We start from the raw sequence: 17,364 nt of genomic DNA on the forward strand, positions 1-17,364 counted from the left end.
GGCTGTGCTATCGGAAGAGCAGTAAACAATGGCTAAGCCCCGTATTGATACCCCCGGTCAGGATGATCCTGGTCGGGGTCGACGGCTCGGAATCGACGTCGGCGATGTCCGCGTTGGCGTCGCGGTCTCTGACCCCGACTGTATCCTGGCGACCCCGGTTGAAACAGTCACTCGAGCAACGGGGCGAAAAGATCCTGACGGGCCGGATATTGACCGGCTCGTGGAACTTGCCACTGAACTTGAGGTCGTCGAGATTGTTCTCGGCATGCCCCTCATGCTCGACGGCTCGTTCGGGACTTCTGCGCGGAAAGCTACTGACGTTGGATTCCGGCTGCAGCGCCGACTCGGTGACCGAGTCGTAGTGCATTACGCCGACGAGCGGATGACGACGGTAATGGCCCAATCACGGCTGCACGCAGCAGGTATTGATGTTAAGTCCGGGCGGAAGATTATTGACCAGGTTGCGGCAGTAGAAATTCTGCAGTCCTGGTTGGACAGACGGGCAAAAGCTTTGGACGGAAATACCGACTAAGGGGGCACACAAAAGTTACCGAAAGGTGACAATTCACCCACCTTTGCGCAATTATTAAGTGTGTAATACCTAAGCACGTTTGTCGCGTGCATAGGATTTGAAAAGTTGAAGTGGCGATTCACACCTACAATGCAACCTAGTGCTACGACTTCGTCGTAAAGCTATGTCGCACCAGTCGTTATCAGTCGCGTGTCGTACCCGAACGGGAAGACTCCTTGCTGATACCGATGGGAGAGTGAGCTGCATTCGAGGAGATTATTGATGAGTAAAGACGCGCAGACTGCGCGCCGCACTGATAGCGGCGGTGCCGACCGGGACCGCGCTGGTGCTCGCAGCGGTGGGACAAAGTCTCGAGTTCGTCACCGCCAAACGGCAGTGGCAATCAATGTGACTTCTGTCCTGTTATGCGTGTTGGTCCTCGGAGTGATTGGCCTCGTCTGGAACCGTGGCGGCATTGTTGACGATTACGATGGCAAAGCTGAGGGTCCATTGACGATTGTTGAGGTCAGTGAAGGCACGTCACTTACTGATTTGTCCAACCAGTTGGTGGAAAGCGGCGTCGTCAAGTCTTCCCGTGCGTTCATCCAGGCCGCGAATGAGAACTCTCATTCAAGTGAATTGCAGCCTGGTTTCTACCGACTCCATCAGCGGATGAAGGCCGACGAGACCGTCGAGGCTCTTCTGGATGTCGAAAATCAGGTCGGTACCGTTGACATTCCGACTGGCGCCCGTTTCGCCGATACCCGCATTGTGTCCTCATCGGATGTACGTAAGGGAATTTTCTCGCTTATTTCTGAGGCCACTTGTGTTGAAGACAATGACTGCGTATCCAAGGCCGATCTCGAACGTGCTGCTGGCGAGGCCGATTTGGCCGCGCTGGGTGTTCCAGAATGGGCACGGGACGCGGTAGCTGCGCGTGGCAACGACCCTCGTCGTCTTGAGGGACTCATTACGCCGGGTATTCATCACCTTGACCCGCAGCAGACGCCCGAACAGATGCTTGCAAAATTGGTCAAGGAATCGGTGAAGAATTATGAGGACACGGGTCTCATGGCTTCAGCGGACATGGTTGGTCTTACTCCATACGAGCTGATTACCGCAGCTTCTTTGATCCAGATGGAGGCGCCAGATGGCAACTTCGATAAGGTCGCTCGCGTTATTCTCAACCGTCTCGACGAACCGATGCAGCTGCAGTTCGACTCGACAGTCAACTACGACCTGCCAGATCAGGAAATCGCAACCACGGATGAGGACCGCGCGCGAAAGACCGCGTGGAACACCTACGCCAAGGAGGGGCTGCCGGAAACCCCCATTGCTTCGCCCTCCATCGAGGCGATTCGTGCCATGGAAAATCCGGCTGACGGCACCTGGCTGTACTTTGTCACGGTGGACAAGGAAGGAAATACTGTCTTTAGCACGACCTTCGAAGAGCACGAGGCCGCTATCGACGAGTCACGCAACAATGGCGTGCTGGATTCCAACCGCTAAGAGGTAGAACTCCTATGCCTATAACTCATCGCGCAGCCGTGCTGGGAGATCCGATTGATCACTCGTACTCGCCGGCTATTCACAACGCCGGTTACCGCGCTGCGGGAATGAATGACTGGCACTATGACCGCATCCGATGCAACGCCGAAGAGCTTGCCGACGTCGTTGGTGGCGCAGACCCCAGTTTCCAGGGGTTTTCCGTCACGATGCCCGGCAAGTTTGCCGCGCTGGACTTCGCCGATGAAGGCAGTGAGCGCGCGAGGCTCATTGGTTCAGCGAACACTCTGGTCCGTCGCGATTCGGATTGGTTTGCCGACAACACCGATGGCGACGGCGTACTGGGAGCACTGCGCGAGATAGACTGCACGAACGCACCACGTGGCCGCGCCGTTGTTGTTGGTGCCGGTGGCACAGCACGGCCGGCACTTTGGGCGCTGTCGCAGCTGGGGGTCAATCATGTGACCGTGGTAGCGCGCTCCGAGCGCGCATATGACATTGAACCATTAGCTGCCGCGCTGGGGATGGAATTTGTTTGGGTGACTTTTGATGTTCCAAACCTGGCAGATATTGCTGGTAATGCCGACGTGCTGGTCTCTACGGTGCCGTCAGCCGCAATTGAGTCGGTTGCTGGCTACCTCGCTCGAGCACCGAAGATTCTCGACGTCATTTACAATCCCTGGCCAACCCCACTTGTGAAAGCAGCGGAACGCGGAGGGACACAGGCGGTCGGTGGATTGTCCATGTTGCTACATCAAGCGGTGGGACAGTTTGAGCAGTTTACTGGACGCACTCCCGATGTCGAGGCGATGCGTGCAGCGCTGCCGAACTAGCTCACAACCGTTACAATCCCAAAGTTATGGGGTGGGGAATAACTGAGATAGGGCTGTCTCCGATTGGACAGCACAGGATTGCCCCGGTCTACCTTGACCGGGTTTTCTATTTCCTAGTCGTGATGCTTGTACTCGGCTGGGGCGGTATTGGCTGCTGGTTGGATGTGACTCGGCGAAGACTACCGAACTGGTGGTTAGTGCTAGGGGCAGTGGGTCTGATAGCAACCACTGGAATGGTGCTCCAGCAAAAGAGCACCTTGGCTGACAATCTCGCCAGTGCAGTCGCAGCCATAGGAACAGGAATAGGCCTCTGGTTTGGCCTCTATGTAGCAGTCTTCATCTTCAACCCACGCTCTATGGGGGCTGGAGATGTGAAGCTCGCAGCAATTCTCGGGGGCGGTGTCGGTCTGGTATCGGGCGAGCCAGTGGCGACAGCAATTTGGATTGCAGTGGCAATTCTGTTGGCTGCCGGACTCACTCTCCTCATGGCAGGAGTCACCGCGGGAAAGCGGGGCTGGGGTGACCGTCGTAAAGCAAAAACAGCGCCTGTACCGGCGAGCGTGCCTCATGGGCCTGCGATGCTTGCAGCAACCGCCATTGTGTGGGGGATAAGCGGAGGGTACCTACAAGTCCCCTGAAGCGGTAGACCAGGGGCGATGAAATGGGGCATATTTGAAACTTGTATGCCCCCAAATGCACAAGAAGTACGGCAAACGTGACATTATGATACCTATGCTTCGTTGGACTACCGCGGGTGAATCTCACGGCAAAGCGCTTATCGCTCTCGTAGAAGGCGCGCCAGCCGGACTTCCCCTGACTACAGATGACGTATCACGCCACCTCGCACGCCGCCGCCTCGGCTATGGTCGCGGGGCGCGAATGAAGTTTGAGGCTGATGAGGTCACCCTGCTGACTGGCATTCGACATGGTGAGACGCTGGGATCGCCGATTGGCATTATGGTCGGCAACTCCGAATGGCCCAAGTGGACTGAGGTCATGAGCCCGGATCCAGTTGACCCAGTTGTTTTGGATACAGCTCGTGGCGCCACCTTAACCCGCCCGCGCCCGGGGCATGCCGATTTCAACGGCATGCTGAAGTACAACCACACCGATGCTCGAAACATCCTGGAGCGTTCATCGGCTCGCGAGACTGCAGCACGTGTGGCGGCATCGGTTGTTGCACGCTTAATTCTGCGTGAGACTCTCGGTGTGGAAGTTGTCAGCCACGTTATTTCCATCGGTCGTTCGGAGCCCTACGAGGGGCCACTGCCGACCTTCGCTGATCAGGACAAGATTGACGAGTCGCCAGTGCGTGCATTCTCCGCAGCTGCGGAGGAGTCGATGATTGACGAAATCAAGGCCGCCAAGAAGCAGGGCGACACCCTCGGTGGCATCGTCGAGGTCGTTGTCCACGGTCTGCCGGTGGGTCTGGGATCGCACATTTCCGGTGATGCCCGTCTGGATTCGCAGCTTGCGGCTGCCTTGATGGGAATTCAGTCCGTCAAGGGCGTGGAGATCGGCGACGGTTTTGAGGAAGCCCGTCGCCGTGGCACCGAGGCTCACGATGAAATGGTGCGTACCGACGACGGCGTGGATCGGGAAACTAACCGCGCCGGTGGCCTGGAGGGTGGCATGACTAATGCTCAACCTCTCGTTGTGCGTGCTGCGATGAAACCAATTTCGACCGTTCCGCGTGCGCTGAAGACCGTCGATATGGCCAGCGGCGATGCAGCTACCGCAATCCACCAGCGCTCTGATGTCTGCGCGGTCCCGGCCGGCGGTGTTGTCGCAGAGGCAATGGTCGCGCTGGTACTGGCGCGTGCAGTGATGGAAAAGTTCGGCGGCGATAGCCTGGAGGAAACCAAGCGTAACGTTGAGGGCTACTTGGAGCAGACTCGACGTCGCCTTGATTGGAAATAGCGCCACAGTCGCGCACACGAAGAAGGGTAAAACGAGGGGAATGTCCGTTCCTACTATTGTCCTTGTCGGACCGCCCGGATCGGGAAAGTCCACCATCGGTCGTCGACTGTCTCGTGCATTGAGCACAAGACTCACCGATACCGATGAGATGATTGAACAGCGCATGGGCAAGACTTGTGGGGAAGTCTTTTCCGAGCTGGGAGAGCCGGAATTCCGCCGTATCGAGGAACAAATCGTGGCGGAGGCTCTGACCCACGACGGAATCGTCTCACTTGGCGGTGGTGCCGTGATTTCGCAGGCGACCCGTGACCTGCTGGCAGACCATAACGTCGTCTACCTCGAGATCAGCATTGCAGAGGGGGTCCGTCGTACAGCGGGTAACAATTCGCGCCCGGTGCTCCAGGCGGATGACCCTGAGGCTCATTACCGCGCGCTCTATGAGGCTCGCCGAGCTTTTTACGAAGATGCAGCCACTTTCAAGGTGCGTTCCGACGAACGTTCCCCGCAGCGCGTTGTGGCCGAGATCCTCAGCTACCTCGATGAAACCTGCGACGAGGCTTAACTGGCGACTCTTAAAAGGCGGCAGCTAATCACTGCCGTATAACCAGCAACTCCATACATTTCTTACGCTAACGACTAGGGACTGACAATGAACTCAACCCGCACAATCCGTGTTGAAGGCCCATCCCCGTACACGGTAGCCATGGGGCATGGACTCACCGAGCAGATTGCGGAGGCCGCTACGTTTGCCTCCCAGGTTGCGGTGATTCACCAGGAGAGCGTTCAAGAGCTGAGCTTCGGCGTCATCAAGGCTCTGGCGGACAAAGGAGTCGACGCCTTTAGCATCCAGGTTCCGGATGCGGAGGAGGGCAAGACGCTCGCAGTTGCTGAAACAGTTTGGGACACTTTTGGTGAACGCGGTCTGGGCCGGCGTGACGCGGTAATCGCGATTGGCGGCGGTGCAGCTACAGACTTCGGTGGATTCGTCGCCGCCGCGTGGATGCGTGGAGTGAAGGTTATCCAGGTCCCGACGACGCTGCTCGGCATGGTCGACGCAGCTGTCGGCGGTAAGACCGGTATCAACACTGCAGCCGGCAAGAACCTGGTCGGCGCTTTCCACGAGCCTGCCGCGGTGTTCTGTGACCTTGATGTCCTGCGCACCTTGCCGAAGGCCGAGCTGATCGCGGGCTCGGCAGAGATTATCAAGGCCGGATTTATCGCGGACACGAAGATTCTCGATCTTTACGAGGCAAACCCGCAGGCCTGCCTCGATGTTGACGGTGACCTGCCAGAACTGGTCGAGCGCGCGATTGCTGTCAAGGCACGCGTTGTCGCTGAGGATCTGAAGGAATCTGGCCTCCGTGAGATCCTGAACTATGGCCACACTTTCGGTCATGCCGTTGAGCACTTTGAAAACTACCGCTGGCGCCATGGCCATGCCGTAGCTGTAGGCATGGTTTATGTTGCCGAGCTGGCCAAGATCACCGGACATATTGATCAGGAACTCGTAGACCGCCACCGTCGCATCCTAGAGTCCATTGGTCTGCCAACGACCTACCAGACAGGTCGTTTTACCGAGCTCTACGATGCGATGACCAGGGATAAGAAGAACCGCGACGGTGCGATCCGATTCGTTATTCTAGAAAACCCCGGTGAAACAGCCCGTCTTGAAGGCCCGGGAATGGATGACCTCGAGCGTGCATACGAACTGCTCTGCAACAATGGGCACGCCGCATCGGAGGAGTCAGCCCGCTCATGACCTCTCTTCGCGCAGCAACTGATGCCACAGCGGCGATTCCGACCGTGCTTGTTCTGAACGGCCCGAACCTCGATCGTCTGGGCAAGCGTCAGCCAGAAATTTACGGTGCCACTACTTTGGCCGATGTCGAATCTGAACTTCGCACCCTAGCCAAGGAGCTTGGCGTCGTGGTGGATTGCCGCCAATCCAACTATGAAGGTCAACTCATCGAGTGGGTTCACGAAGCTGCCGACTACGGTTGGCCAGTCATTATCAATCCAGGGGGGTTGACACACACCTCCGTCGCCCTACGTGACGCGCTTGCCGAAATTGCCGACGGCGCGGGCTTCCACGAGGTCCATATTTCAAACATTCACGCCCGGGAGGAGTTTCGGCACCACTCGTACCTGTCGGCGCTTGCCGCGGGCGTTATCGTCGGATGCGGAACTGATGGGTATTCCATGGCACTGAGAAGGGTGAGTACGAAACTATGACAGATATCTCCACGAACTACGCCGCCCGCCGAGCCGCTCTTATCGACGCATTGTCCGACAACGACTGCGACGGTTTCCTCACAGTCGATCCGACGCATGTTGGTTGGCTTACAGGTTTCCACGGCTCGAATGCTGGTTTGATTGTTGCGGCCAGTGGGGAAGCGCTGCTTTCCACCGACGGCCGCTATACGGTTCAGGCTGGCAAACAGGCACCGGACGTGGAGTTACTCACCGCCCGCAACACCGGCGTGGCACTCGTCGGTCAATGCCGAAAGCTGGATATCTCGCGTCTTGGTGTTGAATCTGAGTTCCTCACTATGGCCGCTTATCAAGAGCTAGAGGATGCCCGGCCACAGGCACTCGAGCTGGTATCGACTACGGGCGTCGTCTCTAAACTGCGGGAGGTCAAGTCCGATACAGAACTCGTCGCTCTGCGCCACGTCGCTGACATCGCGGTCCGCGCATTCGAGGACTTGCTTCACGACGGCATCGTGGTCGCCGGCCGCACGGAGCGCGAAGTCGCCGCAGAGTTGGAGTACCGCATGCGCATGCATGGCGCCGATCGGCCAAGCTTCGACACGATTGTCGCGAGCGGCCCGAATTCCGCCAAGCCACACCACGGAGCGGAAGATCGCGTAATCGAGGCAGGTGACCTGGTCACTATTGACTTTGGCGCCTTTGCCGGGGGCTACAACTCAGATATGACACGTACCCTCTTTGCCGGTGAGGCGGGAACGTCGTCAAGCGAAAACGATCCGAACAATACGTCGTCAGATTTGGACGGCGCGATTGTTGCCGGGGTGGAGTTCGCAGACGAGAAGGCCCGAGAGATTTACAATGTCGTGCTGGAAGCCCAGCTGGCTGGCGTAAAAGCGGCCGTGCCAGGGGCTAATGTTGTGGCTGTAGACGCAGCATGCCGGGACATTATTGAAAAGGCTGGTTATGGGGAGCACTTCGTTCATTCCACCGGCCACGGAATCGGTATTGAGGTGCATGAGGCTCCATTTGCTGCTCGCACCGGCAAGGGGAAGTTGGCAGCTGGCATGACGTTGACCATCGAGCCTGGTATTTATGTGCCGGGGTTCGGCGGTGTGCGCATCGAAGATACGTTGATTATCACCGACACCGAGCCGGAAATTATTACGCAGCTGCCGAAACCGCGAGCCTAACATCACGGCGTTTTATTTTTCTCTCGATGAGATACGGAGTATCGTGGTTTCGTCAGAGAGCTTTTTAACAATTTCAGGAGAGTTTAGTTGGCTACCACCGCAGATTTTAAAAACGGTCTAGTTATCAAGCACGACAATAAGCTTCAGCAGATCGTGGAGTTCCAGCACGTCAAGCCAGGTAAGGGTCCGGCATTCGTCCGCACCAAGCTGAAGGACGTTCTGACCGGCAAGGTTGTTGACAAGACTTTCAACGCTGGCGTCAAGATTGAGACTGCTACCGTCGACCGCCGCGACATGACGTACCTGTACCACGACGGTGAAGGATACGTCTTCATGGACGACAAGACCTACGACCAGATTTCCATCCTGGACGCTCAGATGCCGGAGGGTGCTAAGTTCCTGCTTCCGGAAACCACCTGCCAGGTGTCCTTCCATGAGGGCAACGTTCTTTTCGCTGAAATGCCTGTTTCGGTTGAACTGAAGGTTGAGCAGACCGACCCGGGTCTGCAGGGCGACCGCTCCACCGGTGGCACCAAGCCGGCAACTTTGGAGACTGGCGCTGAGATTCAGGTGCCGCTGTTCATCGAAACCGGCGACGTACTGAAGGTCGACACCCGTGACGGCTCCTACCTGTCCCGCGTCAACCACTAATTCCCTCATCTAGTTCACCCTTTTGTTGAGAGCGATACATACACATCCATGACTGAAAAGGATCACAAGTCCGTCGAGACCCCGGATGCGCAGGAGTCCGCGAAAGTTCGCGAACCTAACTACAAGCGCCACGGCGCGCGCTACCGTGCGCGCCGTCGTGCGGTAGATCTGCTATTTGAGGCCGAGCAGCGAGGCGTCGACGTCGTCAAGCTTCTTGAAGAGCGGCTGGAAATGGTCCGTAATCCCGATTTGGATGTGAACCCAATTGCGGAGTACACCGAGCAGATCGTGCGCGGTGTAGCTGCGGAAATTATCGGTATCGACTCGACGATTTCTTCGTACCTGACGGAGGAGTGGCCGCTGCGTCGCCTACCGGCAGTCGACCGTGCTATTTTGCGTCTTTCCACCTGGGAGCTGTTCTACAACTCCGACGTGCCTCCGCGTGTGGCCGTGGTGGAAGGCGTTGAGCTGGCATCGGAATACTCCACTGATGTGGCGGCACCGTACATCAACGCAGTTCTCGATGCCGAGGCCAAGATTGCCGACCAGGCACGCCTGGCAGCAGCAGCTGTTAGCACTTCGGTGGGCGAGTCCCAGTTCGACGAGGCTATTCAGGCACAGGCTGCTGCAAATGAGGAAGCTGACAAGGCACTGGCTGACTCCGATGAGATGGCTAAGATTACCGGCCTGGACATGAGCGATATTGCCAAGCTGGTGGCTGAAGACGTGGCTAAGAGCGAGAACGGGTCCTAGCCAATCAAAGCGGCCGGGCTCACTGCGAGCCGATCACAGTCGGTTCTCGCGGATTGTCTGAAACTCCAAGTCCCTTTTTTGGGGGCTTGGAGTTTTGTTGCATTTAGAGGCAATTTAAGTGTGAGTGCTATTCTGGTCAGCGGAAGTTTGCACCGCGACCGTAGTTGCGGGTCACGCAAACTGATAATCAAATATCCACAATCAAGACATCCTTTAACGGACCGCACTGAGAGGCGGGGAAGGAGGTCACGATGAGCGAAGGAACGCCGCAAACAACCGAGCTGCTCAATGCAGACGAAGTTGCACGTACCATCGCGCGCATCGCGCACCAAATTATTGAAAAAACTGCGCTGGATAGCCCAAATGCTGGGCGCGTAGTTCTCCTCGGCATTCCATCTGGTGGCGTACCGCTGGCGGAGAAGCTAGCCGATTTGATTGAACAGTTCTCCGGCATTCGCCCGGAAACTGGATCGCTTGATATCACCCTGTACAGGGATGACTTGCGCAAGGGCCCGCACCGCGCCCTGCAGCCCACGAACATTCCAAACTCCGGAATCGACGGCACCACCGTTGTTCTCGTAGACGATGTCCTCTTCTCAGGTCGCACGATTCGCGCCGCACTCGACGCTATTGCTGACATCGGTCGCCCACGAGTAATTCAGCTTGCAGTGCTGGTTGATCGTGGTCATCGTCAACTACCAATTCGCGCCGATTACGTCGGTAAGAATCTGCCAACTTCCCGCGACGAAGACGTCGATGTGCTGGTAGAGGCACTTGACGGCCGTGACGCGGTTATTCTCACCCGGGCGGAGGAACAGTGAAACACCTGATTAGCATTGCGGATTTGACCAAGGATGAAATTGTCGGCCTGATGGATGAGGCCGATCGTTTCAAGGAGGTCATCCGCGGTCGGGAAATTAAGAAGCTGCCGACCCTGCGTGGCCGCACTATTTACAACCTCTTTTACGAGAATTCCACGCGTACCCGCTCTTCTTTTGAGACTGCGGGTAAGTGGATGAGCGCCGATGTTATTAATATCTCGGCTTCCTCTTCCTCTGTGAAGAAAGGCGAGAGTCTGAAAGACACCGCGCTGACTTTGGATGCTATCGGCGGCGATGCCATCGTCGTTAGGCACCCATCGTCGGGCGCGGCACAGCTGATCGTCAAGTGGACTGAGGAATTTGGCAACGGCCCATCGATCATCAACGCGGGTGACGGAAAGCACCAGCACCCGACGCAGGCTCTCCTGGACGCGGTGACGTTGCGTCAGCGCCTCGGTGGAATTGAGGGGCGCAAGGTCGTCATCGTTGGCGATATTTTGCATTCTCGCGTCGCTCGCTCTAACGCCGATCTGCTGAGCAAGCTCGGCGCCGAGGTCGTGTTCGTCGCGCCACCGACGCTGCTGCCGTTTGGCATCGAGACCTGGCCGGTGCGTGTTGCCTACCGCATGGAAGACGAGATCCGCGATGCTGATGCCGTGATGATGCTCCGCGTTCAGCAGGAGCGCATGAACGGAGGCTTCTTCCCATCCCATCGCGAATACGCCACTCGCTACGGGCTGTCGAAGGCTCGCGAGAAGATGCTTCGCGACGACTGCATTGTGATGCACCCAGGCCCGATGCTTCGTGGCATGGAAATTAACGATGCCGTCGCTGATTTGCCGCGCACTGCCGTGCTGCAGCAGGTAGCCAACGGTGTCCACGTCCGCATGGCAGTTCTTTTCACACTGCTGACCTCAGGTGTTTCCACCAACTTGGAAGGGCAGGCATAAATGTCGAATCGCAATGAGTATGACGAAGCCTCGTACCCCGAGGTAGGACCATTGGCAGCACCCGCACGGGGACAGCTGCTGCTGAAGGGTGTGCGTCCCTACGGTGAAGGCGAAGACGTCGACGTCTTGATCGAAGATGGCGTTATCGCTGAGATTGGAGAAAATCTCACGGCCGAGGACGGGGTAGAGGTCCTGGAGTTCGACTCCCTCGTTCTCTTGCCAGGCCTGGTTGACATCCATGTGCACCTGCGGGAGCCGGGTCGTGAAGATACGGAAACCCTGGCCACTGGTTCCGCTGCCGCAGCACGCGGTGGTTTCACCGCAGTGTTCACTATGGCCAATACCGCGCCGGTAACCGATGACCCCTCGATTGCTGAGTCGGTGTGGCTCAAGGGCCAGGCGCTGAACCTCTGCGACGTTCACCCGGTCGGATCCATTACTAAGGGGCTGAAGGGCGAGACGCTGACTGAGTTCGGCATGATGGCAGACTCGCAGGCGAAGGTACGCATGTTCTCCGATGACGGTAAGTGCGTTGACAATCCGCTGATTATGCGCCGCGCGATTGAATACGCCCGCGGCGAAGACGTATTGCTGGCGCAGCACTGCGAAGATCCGCGTCTGACCGCAGATGCATCGGCTCACGAAGGTCCGACCGCCGCACGACTCGGCCTGACCGGGTGGCCGCGCGTAGCTGAGGAGTCCATCGTGGCCCGAGATGCCATTATGGCTCGCGACTACGGCGGACGCATGCACATCTGCCACGCTTCCACCGAAGGCACGGTTGAGCTGGTCAAGTGGGCAAAGGAGCATGATATTCCGCTGACCGCCGAGGTTACCCCGCATCACCTGATTCTCACCGATGAGAAGTTGGAGACCTACGACGGCGTCTACCGCGTCAATCCGCCGCTGCGTGAGCAGCGCGACACCCTGGCTCTGCGTCAGGCTCTGATTGACGGGATCATTGACTGTGTCGCTACCGACCACGCTCCGCACGGCTCTGAAGAAAAGTGCTGCGAGTTCGAGCACGCTAAGCCCGGCATGCTTGGTCTGGAGACCTCGATGCCAATCATCGCCGAAGAATTCGTTTTGAAGGGCGATTGTGATTGGCGCTGGCTGGCCAAGGTCATGAGTGAGCGTCCCGCTCAAATCGTGAAGCTACCGGGGCACGGCCGTCCGATTGCTGTCGGTGAGCCTGCCAACCTGACCGTTGTTGACCCGGGCAAAAAGTGGACGGTCCGCGGCGAAGACCTGGCGTCGAAGTCTGAGAACACTCCATATGAGGAAATGGAGATGGCCGTGTCCGTGGCAGCTACCGTGCTGCGCGGTAAGGTGACCGCTCTTAACGGAGAGGTCGCTGGATAATATTCATGTCAACGCATAAACATTCACATGCGTCCCGTATGATTAATGTAAATTCCTCGCACGCTACCCAACTGAAAGGCAATAACGTGAGCAACGAGTCGCAGGCCGCGGCCGCTACAGCGGCAGTCCTGGTATTGGCAGATGGCCGAGTGTTCCGCGGACGCGGTTTCGGCGCCACCGGTACAACCCTGGGTGAGGCAGTTTTTACCACCGCTATGACGGGCTACCAGGAAACCCTGACGGACCCGTCCTACCACCGCCAGCTGATTGTGGCTACCGCACCACAGATCGGCAACACCGGTTGGAACGATGAGGACTACGAGTCCCGCGGAAACAAGATTTGGGCAGCTGGCTTTATTATCCGCGATTTGTCGCGCATTCCCTCCAACTGGCGCTCGGAGCGCAGCTTGGAAGATGAACTGAAGGCACAGGGCATCATCGGTATCCGCCAGATTGATACCCGCGCGCTGGTTCGCCATTTGCGCGACAATGGCTCGATTGCCGCTGGTATTTTTTCCGGTGAGGACGCACAGCAGCCCGTCGATAAGCTGGTGGAAATCGTTCGCGCTCAGCCTGCGATGAAGGGCGCGGACCTGGCTCGCGAGGTCAGCACCGATGAGGCCTATGTCGTGGAACCACAGGGGGAGAAGAAGGCACGTGTTGTGGCCTACGACCTGGGCATCAAGTCCAACACCCCGCGTGAGCTGGCTAAGCGTGGCCTGGAAGTCGTAGTTGTTCCGGCTAACACTCCGTACGAAGATATTAAGAAGGAATACCAGCCGGACGGTGTCTTCTTGTCCAACGGCCCGGGTGACCCGGCAACTGCTGATGAAATGGTTGCGGTCGCCAAGGCTGCCCTCGATGACGGCATGCCGCTATTCGGTATCTGCTTCGGTAACCAGATTCTTGGTCGCGCACTCGGCCTGAATACCTACAAGCTGGTCTTCGGTCACCGCGGCGTCAATGTTCCGGTGAAAGACCACCGCACTGGCCGTATTTTTATCACCGCTCAGAACCACGGTTTCGCACTTGAAGGCAAGGCCGGCGAGAGTTTCGATACCCCGTGGGGCGAGGCAGAGGTTACGCACAACTGCCTTAACGACGACGTCGTGGAAGGTGTCGCACTGAAGAACGGCATGGCCTTTTCTGTGCAGTACCACCCGGAGTCCGCAGCCGGCCCGCACGATGCGCACTCTCTCTTTGATGACTTCCTGGCGCTGATCCAGAAGGTCGATTTCAACAAGTCCGCAACCGGAAACTCGAACAAGTAGGAAAGGGCTAAGGGACCTAACACCATGCCACGTCGTACAGACATCAACCACGTACTGGTTATCGGCTCCGGCCCGATTGTTATCGGTCAGGCCTGCGAGTTCGACTACTCCGGCACCCAGGCTTGCCGCGTGCTGCGCGAAGAGGGCCTGAGAGTCACGCTGGTCAACTCCAACCCGGCAACGATTATGACTGACCCGGAGTTCGCAGACTCCACCTATATCGAGCCGATTGAAACCAAGTACATCGAAAAGATCCTGGCCAAGGAAGCTGCAGAGGGCAACCCGATTGACGCTGTCCTGGCAACTCTCGGTGGCCAGACTGCACTGAACGCAGCTATTCAGCTGGACCGCGAGGGCATTCTGGAGAAGTACGATGTCGAGCTGATTGGTGCTGATATTCCGGCCATTCAGCGCGGTGAGGATCGCCAGATGTTCAAGGACATCGTCGCCAAGATTGGTGGCGAATCCGCTCGTTCCCGCGTCTGCCACAACATGGAAGAAGTCCATGAGACTGTTGCAGAGCTCGGTCTTCCGGTCGTTGTTCGCCCGTCGTTCACCATGGGCGGTCTGGGTTCCGGTCTGGCCTTCAACCAGGAAGACCTCGACCGTATTGCAGGTGGCGGCCTGGCCGCATCGCCCGAGGCCAATGTTCTGATCGAGGAGTCCATCCTCGGCTGGAAGGAATTTGAGCTCGAGCTCATGCGCGATGGCGACGACAACGTTGTCGTGGTCTGCTCCATTGAAAACGTTGATGCCCTCGGTGTCCACACTGGTGACTCGGTGACTGTCGCTCCGTCGATGACTCTGACCGACCGCGAGTTCCAGACCATGCGTGACCAGGGCATCGCAATTCTGCGTGAGGTCGGCGTTGACACCGGTGGCTGTAACATCCAGTTCGCCATCAACCCGAATGACGGCCGCATCATCACCATTGAGATGAACCCGCGCGTCTCCCGCTCGTCGGCGCTTGCTTCCAAGGCAACTGGTTTCCCGATTGCAAAGATTGCTGCCAAGCTGGCTATCGGCTACACCCTTGATGAGATCACCAACGACATCACCGGTGAAACCCCGGCAGCGTTTGAGCCGGTGCAGGATTACGTGATTGTCAAGGCTCCACGCTTTGCTTTCGAGAAGTTCCCAGGTGCTGACGATACGCTGACCACCACCATGAAGTCCGTCGGTGAGGCCATGGCTATCGGCCGTAACTACATCGGCGCGCTCGGTAAGGTCATGCGTTCGCTGGAGAACAAGCCAGCTGGTTTCTGGACTGTTCCGGATGAGGACTTTGCAGGTGAGCGCGCAAACGATGTCAACGCTGTCCTTGAGGACCTGAAGCGTCCGACTGAAGGTCGCATCTACGACGTTGAGCTGGCTCAGCGTCTGGGTGCTTCCATCGAGCAGATCCACGAAGCTTCCGGCCTGGATCCGTGGTTTATCGCCGAGATGGAAAACCTGCAGGATATCCGCAAGGAGCTTATCGACGCTCCGGTGCTGACCTCCGACCTGCTGCGTGAGGCTAAGTACTGGGGACTGTCCGACGCCCAGATTGCTGCGCTGCGTCCGGAATTGGCCGGGGAAGACGGCGTGCGCGAGCTGCGCTGGCGCCTGAACATCCACCCCGTATTCAAGACTGTCGATACCTGCTCCGCCGAGTTCGAAGCACAGACTCCGTACCACTACTCGGCATACGAGCTGGACCCGGCTGCTGAGTCCGAGGTCGCCCCGCAGACCGAAAAGGAAAAGGTCATCATCCTCGGTTCCGGTCCTAACCGCATCGGCCAGGGTATTGAGTTCGACTACTCCTGTGTCCACGCGGCGCTCGAGCTCTCCCGGGTTGGGTACGAGACCGTCATGGTCAACTGCAACCCGGAAACGGTTTCCACCGACTACGACACCGCAGATCGCCTCTACTTCGAGCCGTTGACTTTCGAGGATGTCCTCGAGGTCTACCACGCTGAGAGCCAGTCCGGAAAGGTCGCAGGCGTCATTGTTCAGCTCGGTGGCCAGACCCCGCTGGGCCTGGCGGAGCGTCTGCAGGCCGCAGGTGTTCCGATTGTCGGCACTAGCCCAGAGGCAATCGACCTGGCTGAGGACCGCGGTGAGTTCGGCAAGGTGCTGGCTGAGGCCAAGCTGCCGGCGCCGGAGTTCGGTACCGCCACCTCCTTCGCAGAAGCTCGCCAGGTTGCCGCTGGTATCGGTTACCCGGTGCTGGTCCGTCCGTCCTACGTCCTCGGCGGCCGTGGCATGGAAATCGTCTACGATGAGGCCACTCTGGAGGACTACATCAACCGCGCTACCGAGCTGTCCAATGAGCACCCGGTACTGGTTGACCGCTTCCTGGACAGCGCCATCGAGATTGATGTTGATGCACTGTGTGATGGGGAAGAGGTCTACCTCGGCGGCGTTATGGAGCACATCGAGGAAGCCGGTATTCACTCCGGCGACTCCGCGTGTGCGCTGCCTCCGATGACTCTGTCTGCAGGCATCATCGACAAGGTGCGTGAATCCACCAAGGCACTGGCACACGGCATCGGTGTCAAGGGCCTGATGAACGTTCAGTACGCACTCAAGGACGAGACGCTCTACGTCATCGAGGCCAACCCGCGTGCATCTCGTACCGTACCGTTTGTCTCCAAGGCAACCTCAGTTCCGCTGGCTAAGGCCGCGTCCCGCGTCATGATGGGCGCTACTATCGCGGAACTGCGCGAAGAGGGCATGATTCCGTCCAACTTCGACGGCGGCTCTCTGCCTGCTGACGCTCCGATTGCGGTTAAGGAAGCCGTCCTGCCGTTCAACCGCTTCCGCGACTTCGAGGGCCGCGCTCTCGACAGTCTGCTGAGCCCGGAGATGAAGTCCACCGGTGAAGTCATGGGCCTGGCCGACAACTTTGGTGCCGCTTTCGCCAAGGGCGAGCTGGCCGGTTTCGGTGAGCTGCCGACCGAGGGCACGATCTTCGTCTCGCTGGCCAACCGCGATAAGCGCACTCTGGTCTTCCCGATCCTCACGCTGGCGGATATGGGATTCCGCATCCTGGCAACGGAGGGTACGGCCGGTATGCTGCGCCGCAACGGTGTTGAGTGTGAGGTCGTCGCAAAGCGTACGACTGATTCCGAAGCACCGACGGACGAGCGCGACATCGTCGACATGATTCGCGACGGTGAGGTTGACATCATTATCAACACCCCGTCCGGTTCTGCTGGCGCACGCTCTGACGGATATGAGATTCGCGCTGCTGCTGTGAGCCAGGGCGTAACTTGTGTGACCACCGCTCAGGGGGCCGTCGCCGCACTGCAGGGCATTCTGGCACTGCGCAACGGTGAGATGAGCGTTAAGGCTCTGCAGGAACTCCACCCGGCAGAGTTGGCTGCTCAGGAGCAGGCCTAAC

At 58.1% G+C, this 17,364-nt stretch carries 15 protein-coding genes and 1 pseudogene; all 16 read left to right on the forward strand.

Going from position 1 to position 17,364, the window contains the following annotated elements; genetic code table 11:
• The first annotated feature begins 28 nt into the window (after positions 1 to 28).
• Complete coding sequence (gene ruvX, locus HMPREF2547_RS01720; protein WP_016422697.1) at positions 29 to 532, forward strand: Holliday junction resolvase RuvX; 504 nt, start codon at positions 29 to 31, stop codon at positions 530 to 532.
• A gap of 261 nt (positions 533 to 793) precedes the next feature.
• Complete coding sequence (mltG, locus tag HMPREF2547_RS01725; RefSeq protein ID WP_070604540.1) at positions 794 to 2,020, forward strand: endolytic transglycosylase MltG; 1,227 nt, start codon at positions 794 to 796, stop codon at positions 2,018 to 2,020.
• A 14-nt stretch (positions 2,021 to 2,034) separates the two neighbouring features.
• Positions 2,035 to 2,850 (forward strand): shikimate dehydrogenase, encoded by an 816-nt coding sequence (locus HMPREF2547_RS01730; RefSeq protein ID WP_070604542.1) that lies wholly within the window; start codon positions 2,035 to 2,037, stop codon positions 2,848 to 2,850.
• 122 nt (positions 2,851 to 2,972) lie between these two features.
• Positions 2,973 to 3,488, forward strand: a complete 516-nt coding sequence (locus HMPREF2547_RS01735; RefSeq protein WP_224783722.1) for a prepilin peptidase — start codon at positions 2,973 to 2,975, stop codon at positions 3,486 to 3,488.
• 94 nt (positions 3,489 to 3,582) lie between these two features.
• Complete coding sequence (gene aroC, locus HMPREF2547_RS01740) at positions 3,583 to 4,770, forward strand: chorismate synthase (RefSeq protein ID WP_187269731.1); 1,188 nt, start codon at positions 3,583 to 3,585, stop codon at positions 4,768 to 4,770.
• A gap of 40 nt (positions 4,771 to 4,810) precedes the next feature.
• On the forward strand, positions 4,811 to 5,332 hold the full coding sequence (locus HMPREF2547_RS01745; RefSeq protein WP_048731844.1) for a shikimate kinase: 522 nt from the start codon (positions 4,811 to 4,813) through the stop codon (positions 5,330 to 5,332).
• Between the two features lie 87 nt (positions 5,333 to 5,419).
• Positions 5,420 to 6,529 carry a 3-dehydroquinate synthase gene (gene aroB, locus HMPREF2547_RS01750; RefSeq protein ID WP_069358704.1) on the forward strand — a complete coding sequence of 370 codons (1,110 nt, stop codon included), beginning with the start codon at positions 5,420 to 5,422 and terminating at the stop codon, positions 6,527 to 6,529.
• Positions 6,526 to 7,002: a type II 3-dehydroquinate dehydratase gene (gene aroQ / locus HMPREF2547_RS01755; RefSeq protein WP_070604544.1), complete on the forward strand. Its 477-nt coding sequence runs from the start codon at positions 6,526 to 6,528 to the stop codon at positions 7,000 to 7,002. The genes aroB and aroQ overlap by 4 nt, the downstream gene beginning before the upstream one ends.
• Positions 6,999 to 8,171: a M24 family metallopeptidase gene (locus HMPREF2547_RS01760; RefSeq protein WP_049172962.1), complete on the forward strand. Its 1,173-nt coding sequence runs from the start codon at positions 6,999 to 7,001 to the stop codon at positions 8,169 to 8,171. The genes aroQ and HMPREF2547_RS01760 overlap by 4 nt, the downstream gene beginning before the upstream one ends.
• Before the next feature lie 87 nt (positions 8,172 to 8,258).
• The gene (gene efp / locus HMPREF2547_RS01765) at positions 8,259 to 8,822 is read left to right on the forward strand and encodes an elongation factor P (protein WP_016422706.1); all 564 of its coding nucleotides are present in this window, start codon (positions 8,259 to 8,261) and stop codon (positions 8,820 to 8,822) included.
• A 48-nt stretch (positions 8,823 to 8,870) separates the two neighbouring features.
• Positions 8,871 to 9,392, forward strand: a pseudogene (nusB, locus tag HMPREF2547_RS01770) (transcription antitermination factor NusB); the annotation flags it as partial.
• Between the two features lie 434 nt (positions 9,393 to 9,826).
• The gene (pyrR, locus tag HMPREF2547_RS01775) at positions 9,827 to 10,396 is read left to right on the forward strand and encodes a bifunctional pyr operon transcriptional regulator/uracil phosphoribosyltransferase PyrR (protein WP_016422708.1); all 570 of its coding nucleotides are present in this window, start codon (positions 9,827 to 9,829) and stop codon (positions 10,394 to 10,396) included.
• Positions 10,393 to 11,346, forward strand: coding sequence for an aspartate carbamoyltransferase catalytic subunit (locus tag HMPREF2547_RS01780; RefSeq protein WP_049190768.1), 954 nt, complete (start codon positions 10,393 to 10,395; stop codon positions 11,344 to 11,346). Before pyrR ends, HMPREF2547_RS01780 begins: the two co-directional genes overlap by 4 nt.
• Positions 11,347 to 12,708 carry a dihydroorotase gene (locus HMPREF2547_RS01785; RefSeq protein WP_016422710.1) on the forward strand — a complete coding sequence of 454 codons (1,362 nt, stop codon included), beginning with the start codon at positions 11,347 to 11,349 and terminating at the stop codon, positions 12,706 to 12,708.
• A gap of 38 nt (positions 12,709 to 12,746) precedes the next feature.
• Positions 12,747 to 13,979 (forward strand): glutamine-hydrolyzing carbamoyl-phosphate synthase small subunit, encoded by a 1,233-nt coding sequence (gene carA / locus HMPREF2547_RS01790; RefSeq protein WP_371259590.1) that lies wholly within the window; start codon positions 12,747 to 12,749, stop codon positions 13,977 to 13,979.
• 24 nt (positions 13,980 to 14,003) lie between these two features.
• Positions 14,004 to 17,363, forward strand: coding sequence for a carbamoyl-phosphate synthase large subunit (carB, locus tag HMPREF2547_RS01795; RefSeq protein ID WP_070604548.1), 3,360 nt, complete (start codon positions 14,004 to 14,006; stop codon positions 17,361 to 17,363).
• Position 17,364 lies beyond the last annotated feature (1 nt).

The organism is Corynebacterium sp. HMSC055G02 (genome assembly GCF_001809065.1).
Classification (GTDB): Bacteria; Actinomycetota; Actinomycetes; order Mycobacteriales; family Mycobacteriaceae; genus Corynebacterium; species Corynebacterium jeikeium_D.